The organism is Fulvimonas yonginensis (genome assembly GCF_037137055.1).
Classification (GTDB): Bacteria; Pseudomonadota; Gammaproteobacteria; order Xanthomonadales; family Rhodanobacteraceae; genus Frateuria_A; species Frateuria_A yonginensis.
Genome location: NZ_JBBBNY010000005.1, coordinates 1 through 15,339, shown reverse-complemented (window position 1 = coordinate 15,339; position 15,339 = coordinate 1). Strand labels below are relative to the sequence as shown.

The 15,339-nt window shown below is 72.7% G+C and carries 12 protein-coding genes and 2 pseudogenes; 4 read left to right on the top strand and 10 right to left on the bottom strand.

Annotated features, from left to right (window positions below; translation table 11 throughout):
* The first annotated feature begins 48 nt into the window (after window positions 1-48).
* Window positions 49-1,506, top strand: a complete 1,458-nt coding sequence (locus WAT24_RS09055) for a DUF4139 domain-containing protein (RefSeq protein ID WP_336807533.1) — start codon at window positions 49-51, stop codon at window positions 1,504-1,506.
* Window positions 1,507-1,520: 14 nt separating this feature from the next.
* Window positions 1,521-2,285 (top strand): enoyl-CoA hydratase/isomerase family protein, encoded by a 765-nt coding sequence (locus WAT24_RS09050; protein ID WP_336807532.1) that lies wholly within the window; start codon window positions 1,521-1,523, stop codon window positions 2,283-2,285.
* Window positions 2,286-2,383: 98 nt separating this feature from the next.
* Here the strand turns inward: WAT24_RS09050 and WAT24_RS09045 are convergent, their stop codons facing one another.
* From WAT24_RS09045 to bamJ, 3 genes and pseudogenes are all read right to left on the bottom strand, one after another.
* Window positions 2,384-3,247 (bottom strand): sulfurtransferase, encoded by an 864-nt coding sequence (locus WAT24_RS09045; RefSeq protein WP_336807531.1) that lies wholly within the window; start codon window positions 3,245-3,247, stop codon window positions 2,384-2,386.
* Window positions 3,244-4,073, bottom strand: a pseudogene (locus WAT24_RS09040) (NUDIX hydrolase). The gene WAT24_RS09045 and the pseudogene WAT24_RS09040 overlap by 4 nt, the downstream one beginning before the upstream one ends.
* A 71-nt stretch (window positions 4,074-4,144) precedes the next feature.
* On the bottom strand, window positions 4,145-4,852 hold the full coding sequence (gene bamJ, locus WAT24_RS09035; RefSeq protein WP_336807530.1) for a BamJ family beta-barrel-assembly machinery protein: 708 nt from the start codon (window positions 4,850-4,852) through the stop codon (window positions 4,145-4,147).
* 148 nt (window positions 4,853-5,000) lie between these two features.
* Here bamJ and WAT24_RS09030 point away from each other — a divergent pair, with 148 nt between their 5' ends.
* Window positions 5,001-5,783, top strand: coding sequence for an enoyl-CoA hydratase/isomerase family protein (locus tag WAT24_RS09030; protein WP_336807529.1), 783 nt, complete (start codon window positions 5,001-5,003; stop codon window positions 5,781-5,783).
* Between the two features lie 16 nt (window positions 5,784-5,799).
* Here the strand turns inward: WAT24_RS09030 and WAT24_RS09025 are convergent, their stop codons facing one another.
* The 5 genes from WAT24_RS09025 to WAT24_RS09005 all read right to left on the bottom strand — a co-directional run bounded on the left by WAT24_RS09025 (window position 5,800) and on the right by WAT24_RS09005 (window position 12,334).
* Window positions 5,800-6,717 (bottom strand): DUF1684 domain-containing protein, encoded by a 918-nt coding sequence (locus tag WAT24_RS09025; RefSeq protein WP_336807528.1) that lies wholly within the window; start codon window positions 6,715-6,717, stop codon window positions 5,800-5,802.
* A gap of 86 nt (window positions 6,718-6,803) precedes the next feature.
* Window positions 6,804-8,609 carry a DNA mismatch repair endonuclease MutL gene (gene mutL / locus WAT24_RS09020; protein ID WP_336807527.1) on the bottom strand — a complete coding sequence of 602 codons (1,806 nt, stop codon included), beginning with the start codon at window positions 8,607-8,609 and terminating at the stop codon, window positions 6,804-6,806.
* Window positions 8,610-8,757: 148 nt separating this feature from the next.
* Window positions 8,758-10,233, bottom strand: a complete 1,476-nt coding sequence (locus tag WAT24_RS09015; protein WP_336807526.1) for an N-acetylmuramoyl-L-alanine amidase — start codon at window positions 10,231-10,233, stop codon at window positions 8,758-8,760.
* Window positions 10,234-10,394: 161 nt separating this feature from the next.
* A complete protein-coding gene (tsaE, locus tag WAT24_RS09010) occupies window positions 10,395-10,850 on the bottom strand; it encodes a tRNA (adenosine(37)-N6)-threonylcarbamoyltransferase complex ATPase subunit type 1 TsaE (RefSeq protein WP_336807525.1) in 456 nt (151 codons plus the stop codon).
* Window positions 10,847-12,334 (bottom strand): NAD(P)H-hydrate dehydratase, encoded by a 1,488-nt coding sequence (locus WAT24_RS09005; RefSeq protein ID WP_336807524.1) that lies wholly within the window; start codon window positions 12,332-12,334, stop codon window positions 10,847-10,849. Before WAT24_RS09005 ends, tsaE begins: the two co-directional genes overlap by 4 nt.
* A gap of 41 nt (window positions 12,335-12,375) precedes the next feature.
* On the opposite strand from WAT24_RS09005, the gene queG reads away from it, so the two are divergent.
* Window positions 12,376-13,452, top strand: a complete 1,077-nt coding sequence (gene queG / locus WAT24_RS09000; RefSeq protein ID WP_336807523.1) for a tRNA epoxyqueuosine(34) reductase QueG — start codon at window positions 12,376-12,378, stop codon at window positions 13,450-13,452.
* A 34-nt stretch (window positions 13,453-13,486) separates the two neighbouring features.
* Here the strand turns inward: queG and pgi are convergent, their stop codons facing one another.
* Together pgi and WAT24_RS08990 are read right to left on the bottom strand one after the other, a co-directional pair.
* Window positions 13,487-15,115, bottom strand: coding sequence for a glucose-6-phosphate isomerase (pgi, locus tag WAT24_RS08995; protein ID WP_336807522.1), 1,629 nt, complete (start codon window positions 15,113-15,115; stop codon window positions 13,487-13,489).
* A gap of 120 nt (window positions 15,116-15,235) precedes the next feature.
* Window positions 15,236-15,339, bottom strand: a pseudogene (locus WAT24_RS08990) (IS481 family transposase); the annotation flags it as partial.

Below are 15,339 nucleotides of genomic sequence, written 5' to 3'. Positions count from 1 at the left end.
CGGGGCGGATGCCTCTATGATGGCGGCACCCCACGATGGAGCCTGCCGATGCACCAGCCCCCTCGCCGTGCCCTCGCCCTCGCCTGCCTCGCTGCACTGTGCGCCGCCCCGCTCGCCCACGCCGCCGCCGGCAGCGAGATGACCCTCTACCGCAGCGACAGCCCCGCACTGTTCGCCGGCCACGGCGACGGCAGCGTCGACGACGGCTACGCGGTGGTGCGCGAAAGGCGCGCGCTCACGCTCCAGGCCGGCATGCAGGACGTCACCCTCGGCGACCTGCCGCTCTACCTCGATCCCGAGGCGATCGCGCTCGCCTTTCCCGACGGCATCGCGCAGGTGCGCTCGCAGCGCCTGTTGCTCGGTCAGGGCAACGAGGCGGCACTGGCCGGCCTGGTCGGTCGCCCGGTCGACGTGGTCGGTGCGAACGGCCAGCCGCTCGCCAGCGGCACCCTGCTGCGCGCCGCCGACGGCCTGCTGGTGCGCGACGGCGGCGGCAGCACCCTGGTCCGCGACTACGCCGCGGTGCGGACGCAGGGCGGCGACTTTCCGCTCGGTTCCAGCCTGCGCCTGCGCCTGGACGCCAGCCGCGCCGGCCCTGCCAACGCTACGCTGAGCTACCCCACGGGTGGCCTGGGCTGGCGTGCGGCATACGTGGCTACGCTGCAGCCAGGTGACAACTGCCGCATGCAGTTCGAGTCGCGCGCCAGCATCGCCAACCGCAGCGGGCGGGACTGGCACGACCTGGCGCTGAAACTGGTCGCCGGCGAGCCGCGCTTCGCCAAGCCGGCGGCGCCGCGCCCGATGATGGCCATGGCGCGGGGCTACGCCAAGGCCGAGGACGCGGCCATGCCCCAGCAGAGCGCGCTGGCCGACTACCGCCTGTACACCCTGCCGCAACCGGTCGACCTGCCCGACGGCAGCGTCAGCCAGGTGCCGCTGTACGCGCCGCGGACCCTCGATTGCGAACGCACCGCGCTGTACGAGACCGGCGGCGGCTGGAACCCGCCGCAGCCCATGCTCGACCCCGGCTTCAACGTCGGCGGCGGCAACACCGTGGAAAGCACGCTGCGTTTCGAGGCCTTCGACAGCCTGCCGGCGGGCTACCTGCGCGTGCTGGGCGCCGATCGCGCGGGCGTGCCGCAGTTCCTGGGCCAGGGCCGCATCGACGACACGCCCAAGGGCGCCGACGCCAGGCTCACCTTGGGCACCGCCTTCGACCTGCGCGCCGAACGCGAGCGCACCCTATTCCGCGTGGACCGGGCCGGGCGCAGCATGGACGAGGCCTTCCGCATCGTGCTCAGCAACGCCGGCGAGACCACGCGCACGGTCACCGTGCGCGAGCACCCCAGCCGCTGGCGCGAGTGGACGCTGGTGTCCTCCTCGACCCGACCCTCGCGGCAATCGCCCGACCTGCTGGAGTTCAAGGTGGACGTGCCGGCGGGCGGCAAGACCACGCTGGACTACCAAGTGCGCTACCGCTGGGCCGCCGACGTGACGGCGCAGTGACACGGAGACCTGCCATGCTCGACATCCTTCCGCACGACGACGGCATCGCCGAGATCCGCCTGGCGCGCCCGCCGGTCAATGCGCTGAACATGGAACTCGTCGCCGCCCTGCGCGAGGCGATCGCCCAGGCCGCCGGCAACGGCACCCGCGGGCTGGTGGTCTCCGGCGCGCCGGGCCTGTTCTCCGCCGGCGTGGACGTACCCGAACTGCTGCAGCGTGACCGTGCCGGCGTGCGTGCCTACTGGCGGGAGCTGTTCGCGCTGTGCGCCGACCTGGCCCACCTGCCGCTGCCGGTGGTCGCCGCGATCACCGGCCACAGCCCGGCCGGCGGCGCCGTGCTGGCGCTGTTCTGCGACTACCGGGTCATGGCCCAGGGTCCGTTCCGGATCGGCCTCAACGAGGTCCAGGTGGGCCTGATGGTGCCCGACTGCATCCAGCTCGCGCTGCGCCGCGTGGTCGGCACCTACCGCGCCGAGCGCCTGCTGGTCGCCGGCGCCATGATCGACGCCGAACAGGCGCTGGCCTGCGGCTTCGTCGACGAGCTGACCGGAGTGGACCAGGTGGTGACGCGTGCCGTGCGCTGGCTCGCCGAGCTGCTGGCGCTGCCGCGGCAGGCCATGCTCGCCACCCGCGAACTGGCACGGGCCGACCTGCGTGACGCCTGGCGCGACGTCGACGCGCTGCCGCTGGACCACTTCGTCGACGCCTACTTCCACCCCGAGACGCAGGCCACGCTGCAGGGACTGGTGGCGCGGCTCAGGGCCAAGAGCGCCGGCTGACCCCGGCGGTCGCCGGCCCGGTACCGGTGTGCTCGATGCCGGCACAGACGCGCCGTGACGAAGGCTTCAGGCCGCCGAGGTCTGTCCGGGGCGGTGCGCTAGCCGGTGGCGACCGGCCGTGCCGGGTCGCTCACCCAGCCGCTCCACGAGGGCGCGTAGAGCCGCGAGCCGTGCAGTCCGGCGTATTCCATGGCTAGCAGATTGTGGCAGGCGGTCACGCCCGAGCCGCACATGTGCACGACCTTGTCCGGCGGCGTGTCGCCCAGCACGGCGGCGAATTCCTCGCACAACTGCGCCGGCGGCTTGAAGCGGCCGTCGTCGCCGAGGTTGTCCGCGTACGGCCGGTTGAGCGCGCCCGGCACGTGGCCGGCGACCCGGTCCAGCGGTTCGGTGTCGCCGCGGTAACGTGGGGCCGCGCGTGCGTCCAGCAGCACCGGCGCCGGCTCGGCGTGCAGGGCGGCATGGTCGGTGATCGCCTGGCTGGCGTCGAAACGCAGGTCCACCTCGGTCGGCGTGCGCTGCACGGTGCCGGCTTCCACCGGCAGCCCGGCCGCGCGCCAGGCGGCGAAGCCGCCGTCGAGCACGGCCACCTCGCGCACGCCGGCCAGGCGCAGCAGCCACCACAGCCGCGCGGCCGCCAGCGCGCCGCTGCCGGCGTCGTAGGCCACCACCTGAAGGCCGGGGCGCCAGCCCCAGCGGCCCAGCGTGGCGGAGAACGCCTGCTCCAGCGGCAGCGGATGGCGCCCCAGTCCCTGCCCCGTGCGGCCGAGGTCGGAAAGGTCGCGCTCCAGGCTCGCGTGCACCGCGCCCGGGATGTGGGCTTCGCGGTACTCCCGCTCCGGCTTGTCGGGGTGGGCGGCGCCGGCGCCGGCCGGGTCGGCGCGGCAGTCGACAATCAGCATCTCGTCCGGTGCCATGGCGGCCAGCGTGGCCGCGTCGATCAGGGTAGTGTGCAGGCTCATGCGTGTCCCATCCGTTCCAGCAAGTTGAGCAGCATCGCCGCTGTGGCGCCCCAGATGCGGTGGCCGCCGTGGAGGAACTCGACCATCGGCCGCGGGTGGCCGCGGTAATCCATCACGTAGCGGCGCAGGTTGGCCGGTTCAAGGAAGAACGCGAACGGCACCTCGAACACTTCCGCCACCTCGGCCGGCGTCGGGTAGAGCACGGCTTCCTCGGCGATGCGCGCCACCACCGGGGTGACGCAGTAGCCGCTGATCGTCTCGAAGCAATCCAGGAAGCCCAGCGGCGTGACGTGGGCACGTTCCAGCCCGATCTCCTCCTCGCTCTCGCGCAGCGCGGTTGCCACGGCGTCGGCATCCTCCGGGTCCTGGCGGCCACCGGGGAACGCCACCTGGCCGGCGTGCGCCTGCAGGTGCGCGGTGCGCACGGTGAACACCAGCCGCGGCTGTACGCCCTCGCGCACGCCGATCAGCACGGCCGCCGGCCGGCGCTGCATCTCGCCGATCAGCTCGACCATCTGGGCGTGGTTCCAGCCGGGGGCGGAGGGCGGATCGGACAGGGGCCGCAGGGCGCGCGGCAACGCGTCCAGCAGGCGTTCGATCGAAGGCTCCGCCACGCCGTCCATCACGGCCTCGCGCGCGCGGGCAGGATCTCGCGCATGTAACGCAGGCGCTCGGCCTCGTCCATGCTGCGCCAGCGGGCGATCTCCTCGCCCGAACGCAGGCAGCCCTCGCACCAGCCGCGCGCATCCAGCCGGCAGATGCCGACGCAGGGCGTGAGCGGCGCGGGGGCGGCGGAGGGGGCGTACGGGGAGGACATCGCCGGCATGGTAGCGGATGCGGAGCATACGGACGTCGGCGTGGCGCACGAAGCCGTACCGGCCTGCGGTCCGGGCGCGGCTAGTGCTTGATGTCGAGCAGCTCGATCTCGAACACCAGCGCCTCGTTGGGGCCGATCCGCGGCAGCTGGCCGCGCTCGCCGTAGGCCAGCTGGGGCGGGATGACCACCTTCCAGCGGTCGCCCACGTGCATGCGCGGGATCACGTCCTGCCAGCCGCGGATCACCTTGTCGACCTGGAAGGTGACCGGCGCGCCGTGCGCCCAGGAACTGTCGAACTCGGTGCCGTCCACCAGCATGCCACGGTAGTTCACCGTCACCGTGCTGGTGACGGTGGGGCTTTCCTTGCCGCTGCCCTTCTGCAGCACCGCGTACTGGATGCCCGAGGGCAACTGCACCACCCCCGGCTGCTGGCGGTTGCTCGCCAGGTAGGCGGCGCTCTTCTTCGCGTTGGCCTCTGCGATGCGGTGGAACTCGGCCACCGCCTCGGCGTGCATCTTCTGCTCGAGCCGCTGCAACTGCTCGTGCATCTCCTGCAGCGAGACCGCCGGATGGCGCCGCGCGTAGGCGTCCTGCATCGCCTTCTGCACGGTGGCCAGGTCGACGGCGGGGTCGCCGCCGGCGAACTGGCTGCCGATCTGGTAGCCGATCGCGTAGGACAGCTTGTGCTTGTCCAGCGCGGGCTGGGCCGAGGTCGTGGCGTGGTCCTGCGCGTGCGCCATGCCGCAAGCCAGCAGCATGCCCCATGCCAGACCACGTACTCGTACCATGCCTCGTCCACCTCTCGCTGTCGACCCGACGGATGCTAAGCGGTTTGCGCCGTCCGTGCAGGCGGGCACCGCGCATCCTGAGAACGCCGCACGGCGGCAAAGGTTCCCGCTGTTACCATGCGCGTTTTCCTTTCCCGGAGCGCCCGTGATGGCCTATCGCAACCTGGAGATCGCCAACCGCGGCGCGGTGCGCATCGTCACCGTCAACCGTCCCGACAAGCTCAACGCGCTGAACCGCGACACGCTCAACGAGCTGACCCTGGCCTTCACCCAGGCCGCGCAGGACGACGCGGTGCGCGCCGTGGTGCTGGCCGGCGCCGGCGAGAAGGCGTTCGTCGCCGGCGCCGACATCGCCGAGATGAACGGCTACACGCCGGTACAGGCGCAGGCCTTCTCGCGCACCGGGCAGCGCCTGATGAGCACGATCGAGCGGCTGGGCAAGCCGGTGATCGCGCGCATCCAGGGCTTCGCGCTGGGCGGCGGCATGGAACTGGCCATGGCCTGCCACCTGCGCGTGGCCAGCGAGAAGGCCAAGTTCGGCCAGCCGGAGATCAACCTCGGCCTGATCCCCGGCTTCGGCGGCACCCAGCGCCTGCTGCGCCTGGCCGGGCGTGGCGCGGCCCTGGAGCTGTGCCTGACCGGGGCGCCGATCGGGGCGCAGCGCGCCTACGAAATGGGCATGGTCAACCGCGTGGTCGCGCCCGAGGCGCTGGACCCGACCGTGGACGCGCTGGCCGACCAGCTGGCCGCGGCGGCGCCGCTGGCGGCCGCGGGCGTCCTCGATGCCGTCCTGCTGGGCGGCGAGACCCCGCTCGACCAGGGCCTGGAGTTCGAGACCCAGGCGTTCGCGCTGGCGTTCGCGACCGAGGACATGCGCGAAGGGACGAGCGCATTCCTGGAGAAGCGCAAGGCGCAGTTCACGGGACGTTGAGCGCGCCGCCCGCCCCTCAATGCCCGCCGCGGTACTTCTTCTCGCCCGCGGTCACCGCCAGGTCCAGCCGGTTCTCCGGCGGCGCCAGCGGACAGGTGGCAAACGGCGTGAAGGCGCAGGGCGGGTTGTAGGCGCGGTTGAAGTCGAGCACCACCTTGCCTGGCCGGGCCAGGCCACCCGCCGGCAGCGCCGCGTACAGGAAGCGCGCGGCGCCGTAGGTCTCCTTGCCGGAGGTGCGGTCGGCGATCACGAAGAACAGCTCGCCGCCCGGCTCCTCCTGGTAGGGCAGCAGCTCGAAGGCGTGGCCGTCGCGGCGGAACACCGCCTTGCCCGGCACGTCCACCGCCTCGATGGTGCCGATCACCGAGCCGATTTCCAGCTTGTGTGGCGGCGCGAACGGCACCCAGTCGGCCTCGATGCGCCAGGACGGGTCGATCGGGAAGTAGTCGATCCCGGCGAAGTGCGCGCGCGTGGGGGCCTCGGCGTCCTTGACGCGCAGTGCCTTGCGGCCGTCGCGCTCGATCACGTAGAAGCTCGCGCTGCCGAAGCGCACCGTGGCCGGCGCGGCACCCGCCACAGCGTGCATGTCGTCGACCAGCACGGCCTCGGTCACCGCCCGGCCGTCGACGGTGGCACCGCTGTGCGGCGCCAGGGCGATGCGCACCGTGCCGTCCGCACCGACGGTCACGGTGCCCAGATGGGCTGGGCCGGCCTTGAGCACGATGTCGTTGTCCGCCGCGCTGCCGATCCGGTTGGCCCCCTCGTGCAGCCATTCCAGCCCGATCAGGCTCAGCCAGCCGTCCGGCGCGGTGAGCCGCGCCGCGCGGTCGACGCGCCACTGCTCGATCTGCTGGACGTAGGGTGTGGTGTCGGCGGCGTGCACGGTGGCGGCTCCCAGGGTCATGGCGGCGATCAGCAGGCTGGCGCGAAGCATCGAAATTCTCCGGCGGCTCGAGCGGGCGAGTATAGAGGACGCCCGCGACGGTCCTGCTCCGTGCAGTCGCGGCGCGTTGCGGGTTATCAGCGGCCGCGCAGGAACAGCCGGTCCAGTTCGCCCAGCGAGAGCTGCACCCAGGTCGGGCGGCCGTGGTTGCACTGGCCGGAGCGCTCGGTGGCTTCCATCTCGCGCAACAGCGCGTTCATTTCCGGCACGGTCAGGCGGCGGCCGGCACGCACCGAGCCATGGCAGGCCATGGTGGAGAGCAGCTCGTTCTCCAGTTCCTGCAGCCGGCGCGAGCTGCCGTGCTGGGCCAGTTCCGCCAGCACGTCGCGGGCGAGCTGGCTCACGTCGGCGCCTTCGAGCAGCGCCGGGATGCGACGCACCACCACCGTGGAGGGTCCGCTGCGGGAGAGCTCCAGGCCCCATTCGGCGAGCGCTTCGGCATGTTCCTCGGCGGCCGCGGCCTCCTTCGCGCTCACCGACAGGTTGAGCGGCACGAGCAGCATCTGCGAACGCAGGTTGCTGCAGGCGCGGCCGGCCTTGAGCTTCTCGTAGGTGATGCGCTCGTGCGCCGCGTGCATGTCCACCAGCACCAGGCCGTGCGCATTCTCGGCGAGGATGTAGATCTGCTTGAGCTGGGCGATGGCGAAGCCGAGCGGCGGTGCCTCGGCGGCATCGGCGGCCGGCAGCGGCAGGGCGGCCGCGCGCGGCTCGCCCAGCAGCGCGGCGTAGTCGGCCAGCGGCTCGTCGCGCAGGCCCAGGCTCAGCCGGCTCTGCGCGAACTGCGCCGGGCGCGCCGACGAGGGCGCGTCGGCGTAGCCCATCCCGGCCGCCGACGCCAGGGCGGGCTCGGGTTCGGCATGCACGGTGGCGACGCCCTGCCCCGCCCGCGTCTGCGCCAGCGCCTCGTGCAGGCTGCGGAACAGGAAATCGTGCACCAGCCGCTGCTCGCGGAAGCGCACCTCGTGCTTGGCCGGGTGCACGTTCACGTCCACGCCCGCCGGATCCAGCTCCAGATACAGCACGAAGGCGGGATGGCGGCCGTGGAACAGCACGTCGGCATAGGCCTGGCGCACCGCGTGCGCGACCACGCGGTCGCGTACCAGCCGGCCGTTGACGTAGAAATACTGGCCGTCGGCCTGCGCGCGCGAGGCGGTCGGCAGGCCGACCCAGCCGGACAGACGCATGCCGGCCGCCGCGTGCTCGATGCGCAGGCTCTGCGAGGGGAAATCCTCGCCGAGCACCTCGGCCACGCGCGCCAGCGCAGCCGCGTCGTCCGCGCAGGCCTTGAACAGGCGCAGTGGCCGCCCGTTGTGGCTCAGCCGGAACTCGACCGTGCGCCGCGCCAGCGACAGGGATTTCAGCAGGTCGTCGATGTGCGCGAACTCGGTGCGTTCGGCGCGCAGGAACTTCCGCCGCGCCGGCACGTTGAAGAACAGGTCGCGCACCTCGACGCTGGTGCCGACCGGGTGCTGCGCCGGCCGCGGCGCCTGCATGCGGCCGCCGTCGACCTCCAGCCGCCACGCGGCCTCGCCCTGGCGCGTGCGCGAGGTGAGCGCGAAGCGCGCCACCGAGGCGACCGAGGCCAGCGCCTCGCCGCGGAAGCCCATGCTGGCCACGTGTTCGAGATCGTCGAAACTGCCGATCTTGCTGGTCGCGTGCGAGGCGACGGCGAGCGGCAGGTCGTCTGGCGCGATGCCGTCGCCGTCGTCGCGCACGCGGATCAACCGCGCCCCACCCTGCTCGATGTCCACCTCGATGCGGGTGGCGCCGGCATCCAGGCTGTTCTCGACCAGTTCCTTGACCACCGAGGACGGCCGCTCGATCACCTCGCCGGCGGCGATCTGGTTGACGAGGTCGGGAGGAAGCTGGCGGATGACAGGCATCGCGCAAGCTTAAAGGCTGCCAGGGCGGAAGCCCATGCCCGGGCGCCACGCCTTGCAGGAGCAAGCTTGCTGGCGATGCGTCTCGACTCCGGTGCCACGAAAGCCAGAGGCATCGCGAGCAAAGCGCGCTCCTGACGTATCGCGGAGGTCAGCCGGCGGGGATGGTCAACACCGCGCCGGCCTGCACGCTGTCGCTGTCCATGCGGTTGGCGCTCTTCAGGGCGCGCACGCTGACGCCGTACTGGCGCGCGATGCTGCCCAGGCTCTCGCCGCGCTCGACCCGGTGCAGGTCGCGCACCTTGGCGTCGGCCCGCGCCTGGTCGGCGTCGGCCGCGGCCACCGTCGTCGCCGAAGGCGCGGCCGCCTCGGCCAGCGTGCCGTTGCGACGCATCGCCTGCGCCGCGAACCAGGTGCCCGGCGGCGGGGTGGCCTCGAAGTAGTTGCGCACGCCGCCCATCACCGCCTCGGCCAGCTGGCGCTGGTGCGCGGGGTCGCGCAGCTTGCGCTCCTCGGTCGGGTTGCTGATGAAGGCGGTCTCGACCAGGATCGAGGGCACGTCCGGCGAGCGCAGCACCACGAAGTTGGCGCGCTCCACGTAGCCGCGATGGGTCGGCCCGAGCTTTGCCAGCGCCTTGAGCACGTTGCCGGCGATCGCCTCGCTGGCCTGCATCGCGTAGCCCTGCTGCAGGTCGAGCAGCACCGCCGCCAGGCTGTCGTCCTTGTCGTCCAGCGACACGCCGCCGATCAGGTCGGCGCCGTTCTCGCGATCGGCCAGCCAGCGCGCCGCCTCCGAGGTCTTGCCGCGGGGCGAGAGCACCCACACCGAGGAACCGCGCGCGTCGCTGCTGGTAAAGGCGTCGGCGTGAATCGACACGAACATGTCGGCGTTCTGCTCGCGCGCGATCTGGTAGCGCCGCTTGAGCGGAATGAAGTAGTCGCCGTCGCGGGTCAGCACGGCCTTCATGCCTGGCTGGCGGTTGATCTCGTCGGCCAGGGCGCGGGCGACCGCCAGCGTCACGTTCTTCTCCAGCGTGCCGCCGGGGCCGTGCGAACCGGGGTCCTTGCCGCCGTGGCCGGCGTCGACCGCGACGATGACCTTGCGCTCGCCGCCGAGCAGCGCCGCGGCCTGCTTCGCCGCCCCGCCCACGCTGTGCAGGGGCCTGACCTTGGCCAGCGTGCCGCTGCCCTTGCGGTCGCGCGCGTCGGCGACCGCGGCGGTGGCGCTGGCGTCGCCGGGATACAGGTCCAGCACCAGCCGGTAGCCGTGTCCGCCGGCGGGCTTGAGCACGAAGGTCTTGGGCCGCGCGCCGGCGTCGGTGCGGGCCACCAGTTGCAGGATGCCGCCCGCCCGGCGGCTGTCCAGGCCCTTGTAGAGGCCTTGCGCGGACGGCGCGTCGAAGCCGGCCGCCAGGTCGGCGCCGCGCAGGTCGAGCTCCACGGTATCGCCATCGCGGCTGAGCGTGTAGTCGGCCGGGCCGGACAGGTCGAACACGACGCGGGTGTAGTCGGGGCCGGCCCAGACGCGCGCGGCACGGACGTCGGTCGCCTGCGCGGGGGGCAGCGACAGCAGGGCGGCGAGAGCCACCAGGCCGATTCCCCCCAGGCGCGCGAGCGAGCATGTCATGGCGCCGCATTGAAACCCAGCAAAACCGCGATTGCAAGGGTTTTTCCCTTGGATATCCATAACCTGCGCCGCATTTATCACAGCGGCTCAAGATGTCGGGCCCAAGCCGCGAAGGCGCCGGCCAAAGCTCGCGACCTACGTTTTCCTTACGAAACGGTAACTTAGCCGCCTGCCAGGCCGGCCAGCACGGCCTCGCCCCGCGCATTGCGGGGCTCGGCCCGCGCGCTGCGGCCGTGGCCGTCGTAGGCCAGGTGCAGCACGAGATCGGCGGGCGGGAGCGCCCCGGCCCCGCGCTCGGGCCATTCCACCAGCACCAGCGCATCCGGGTCGGCCAGCGCGTCCAGGCCCAGCCACTCCAGTTCCGCCGGGTCGGCGATGCGGTACAGATCCAGGTGCCAGGCCGTGCGTTCACCGACGCGGTAGGACTCGACCAGGCTGTAGGTGGGGCTCTTGATGCGCTCGCCGGCGCCCAGGGAGGTCAGCAGCGCGCGGGCGAAACTGGTCTTGCCGGCGCCGAGGTCGCCATGCAGGTAGAGCACCAGGCCGCCGCGGATCGCCGCGGCGAAGCGCTGGGCCAGGGCGGCGGTGGCGGTTTCGTCGGGAAGGGTCCAGCTCATGCGTCCAGTCCGTTCAGCAGGCGGCGCAGCGGCGCCAGCAGGTCGCCGGCGAGCAACCCGCGCTCGCCCTCGCGTGCGGCACGGTCGCCCGCGCGGGCATGCAGGCCCACACCGAGGCCGGCCGCCTGCCAGGCAGAGCAACCCTGCGCCAGCAGCGCGGCGATGATGCCGGTGAGCAGGTCGCCCATGCCACCGGAGGCCATGCCGGGGTTGCCCCAGGGACAGACGTCCAGACGCCCGCCCGGGGCGGCGATCAGCGAGCCGGCCCCCTTGAGCACGACCACCGCGCCGAAGTGGTCCGCCAGCGAACGCGCGGCGGCGAAACGATCGCGCCCCACCGTGGCGGTGTCGCAACCGAGCAGCCGTGCGGCCTCGCCGGGGTGCGGCGTGAGCACGACCGGCCGGTCGTGCTGGAAGCGACGCGGCTCGCGCGCCAGCAGGTTGAGGCCATCGGCGTCGAGCACCAGCGGCAGGCTCGCGTCCAGTGCGGTGAGCCACAGCGCATGACCCCAGGCGCCCTGCCCCAGGCCCGGCCCCACCGCCAGCACGGTCGCGCGCGCGAGCAGCGGCTCCAGCGCCTGCGGTCCGTCGGCCGCATGCGCCATCAGCTCGGGGCGCGCCGCGTTGAGGGCCGGCAGGTGCCCGGCGCGGGTCGCCACGCTGACCAGCCCCGCGCCGGCGCGCAGCGCCGCCTCGCCGCACAGGCGGATCGCCCCTGCGGTTCCATGGTCGCCGCCGATCACCAGCACGTGGCCGCTGCGCCCCTTGTGCGCATCGCGCGGGCGCGGCGGCAAGGTCGCCGGTTGCAGCAGGTGCGCGTCCGGTACGGCGGCCTGCCACAGCGTCTCCGGCAGGCCCAAGGTGGCCAGCTCCACGCGCCCGGTGCACGCCGGCGCCTGCCCGGTGTGCAGGCCGCGCTTGGCACCGATGAAACTCACCGTGAGATCGGCCCGCACCGCGACACCCGGGCAGTGTCCGGTGTCGGCGTCGAGGCCGGAGGGCACGTCGAGCGCCAGTATCGGCACGCCGCTGGCGTTGATCGCCTCGATCAGGGCGGATGCGGGCGCTCCCGGCGGTCGGCTGAGGCCGGTGCCGTACAGCGCGTCGACGTGCAGCTCCGCCTCGGGCAGCGGCTCGCCTTCGCGCCAGCGCCGCACCGCCACGCCACCGCGCTCGCAGGCCGCCCGCGCCCGCGCGGCGTCGCCCTCGCCGGATGCGTCGGCGAGCGCGAGCACCCGCACCTCGAACCCGGCCTCGTGTGCCTGCAGCGCGAGCAGGAAGCCGTCGCCGCCGTTGTTGCCGGGGCCGCAATGCACCGCGATGCGCCGCACCTGCGGCCAGTGCCGGCGCAGCGCGGCGAACGCCGCCGCGGCGGCACGGCGCATCAGCTCGTAGCCGGGAATGCCCAGCCCGTCGATCGCCGCGCGGTCGAGCGCGCGCACCTGGGCGACGGTGTAGAGGGCGTGACGATGTGGCGCGGTCATCCGCGGATTATAGGAGCGGGCCGGCGCCTACAATGGGAGGCATGGCCGTACCCGTCTCCACCGACTACGCCGCCCTGGCCGCGGACATCAAGCGCTGGGCACGCGAGCTCGGCTTCGCCGACGCCGGCATCAGCGGCGTGGAGCTGGGCACGGACGAGGCGCACCTGCAGCGCTGGCTGGATGCGGGGCACCACGGAGAGATGGAATACATGGCCCGCCACGGCACCCGCCGCAGCCGTCCGGCCGAACTGGAACCGGGCACCTTGCGGGTGGTTTCCGTGCGCATGGACTACCTGCCGCCCGGCACCCGCCATGCCTGGGAGGTGCTCGGCGACGGCGAGGCCGGTTACGTGGCCCGCTACGCACTCGGCCGCGACTACCACAAGCTGATGCGCAACCGGCTGCAGAAACTGGCCGAACGGATCCGCGCCTCGGTGGGCGAGTTCGGCTACCGCGCCTACGTCGACTCCGCGCCGGTGCTGGAGAAGGCGCTGGCGCGCAACGCGGGACTGGGCTGGATCGGCAAGCACACGGTGCTGATCAACCGCGGCGCCGGCTCGTACTTCTTCCTGGGCGAGCTCTACACCGACCTGCCGCTGCCGGTGGATCCACCGGCGACCGCGCATTGCGGCAGCTGCAGCCGCTGCATCGAGGTGTGCCCGACGCAGGCGATCCTGGGCCCCTACCGGCTCGATGCGCGCCGCTGCATCTCCTACCTCACCATCGAACTGAAGGGCTCGATCCCGGAGGAACTGCGCGCGCCGATGGGCAACCGCATCTTCGGCTGCGACGACTGCCAGCTGGTTTGCCCCTGGAACAAGTTCGCGCAGGACGCCAGCGAGCCGGATTTCGCGCCACGGCATCGCCTGGACGGCGCCAGGCTGGTCGAGCTGTTCGGCTGGAGCGAGGAGGAGTTCCTGCACCGCACCGAGGGCATGGCGATCCGCCGCGCCGGCTACGAGGGCTGGTTGCGCAACATCGCGGTGGCGCTCGGCAACGCGCCCGGCACGCCGGCGGTGATCGCGGCGCTGCGTGCGCGGGAACGCCATCCCTCGCCCGTCGTGCGCGAGCACGTGGCCTGGGCACTCGCCCGCCACGGCGAACCTGCCGCTCCGTAGGCGCGAGCTCGCGCCGCACCCGCCCGTCCCTGCGTCAGGTGCGGCGCTGGCGGATCTCGTCGATCAGGGCGCAGGTCGCCGCATCCAGTGGCGGCACGTCGGAAGCCTCGCCGCGCAGCGCCGGCAGGATCTGTCGCGCGATGCTCTTGCCCAGCTCCACGCCCCACTGGTCGAACGCGTTGATGCCCCACAGGTGGCCGAGCAGGAACACCTTGTGCTCGTACAGCGCGATCAGCGCGCCCAGGCTCTCGGGCGTGAGCGCATCGAGCAGGATCACCGAGCTCGGGCGGTCGCCCGGGAAGGTGCGCTGCGCGGCAAGCGCCGGGCCGCCGGCAGGGTTCTCGGCGAGCGCCTCCTCGGTGGTCTTGCCCAACGCCAGCGCAGCCGCCTGCGCGAGCAGGTTCGACAGCAGCGCGTCGTGGTTGCCGTGCAGCGGATGGGCCGGGTTGACGATGCCGATCAGGTCCAGCGGCACCACCTCGGTGCCCTGGTGCAGCGCCTGGAAGTACGCATGCTGCGCGTTGGTGCCGACGCTGCCCCACACCACCGGCACGGTCGGCTGGCCGACCGGCGCGCCCTGCGGCGTCACCGACTTGCCCAGGCTTTCCATTTCCAGCTGCTGCAGGTAGCTCGGCAGGTCGGCGAGCAGGTCCGCGTACGGCACCACGGCGCGCGAGGGATAGCCGAGCACGTCGCGGTTCCAGATCTCGGTGAGCGCCAGCAGCGCGGGCAGGTTCTCCTGCCAGGGCGCGCTGCGGAAGTGGTCGTCCATGCGCGCGCCGCCGGCCAGCACCGCGCGGAAACCCGGCATGCCGATCGCCAGTGCCAGCGACAGCCCGACCGCCGACCACAGCGAGTAGCGCCCGCCGACGAAGTCCCACATCGGGAAGATCTGCCGCAGCGGCACGCCCCAGCCGCCGGCCACCTCGGTGTTCGCGCTGACCGCCAGGAAATGCCGCGCCACCGCGCGTTCGTCGCCGCCGTAGGCCTCGCCGATCCAGCCGCGCAGCACGTTGCCGTTGAGCAGGGTCTCCTGGGTGGTGAAGGTCTTGGACACCATCACCACCAGCGTGGTGCGGGGGTCCAGTGCGCGGATCAGGTCGTAGGCCGCCTGGCCGTCCACGTTGGTGAGGAAATGGCTGCGCACGCGCGGCGTGCGGAACGGCGCCAGCGCCGCCACGGCCAGGCGCGGGCCCAGGTCGGAACCGCCGATGCCGATGTTGACCACGTCGGTCACGGTTCCGGGCAGGCCCAGCGCCTCCTGTCGGCCGTCGTGGATGGCGTCGACCAGTTCGGCGATGCGCTCCAGCGTGGCCTCGATGTCGCGCCGCGCCCCGACCGGCGCCGGCGAGGGCATCGCCGAACCGCCCGCGCGCAGCGCCGTGTGCAGCACCGCACGCCCCTCGGAGGTGTTGATCGCGTCGCCGGCGAACATCGCATCGCGCGCCGCCTGCCAGCCGCTGGCCTCCAGTTGCGCGCCGAGCGCATCGAGTGCCGGCACGTCCAGCTTCTGCCGGCTGAGGTCGAGCAGCAGCGGGCCGTCGCGGTGGCGCAGGCGCGCGCCACGCGCCGGGTCGGGGATCAGCGTGCGCAGGTGGGTCTGCGAAAGGCGGCGGGCGTGCTCGGCGAACAGCGAGGCGTACGTCGGAACGTTGACGGGCATGGGCAGACGCGCTGACTTGGACAAGCCTTGCATCTTAGCCGAGTGCACGTGAGCGGCACGTGGGACGATCGGCGCCTCGCCGAACTCCCCGCGCGGGAGGGACGGCCGGGTGAGGGCCGTCTAGCTGTGTAAACCCACCAGGTTGTTCATGGCAATGCGGGTGATAGGAGGCTGGTAGTCAACGCTGGCATGCGGACGGTGCCAGTTGTATTGATGCAGCCAGG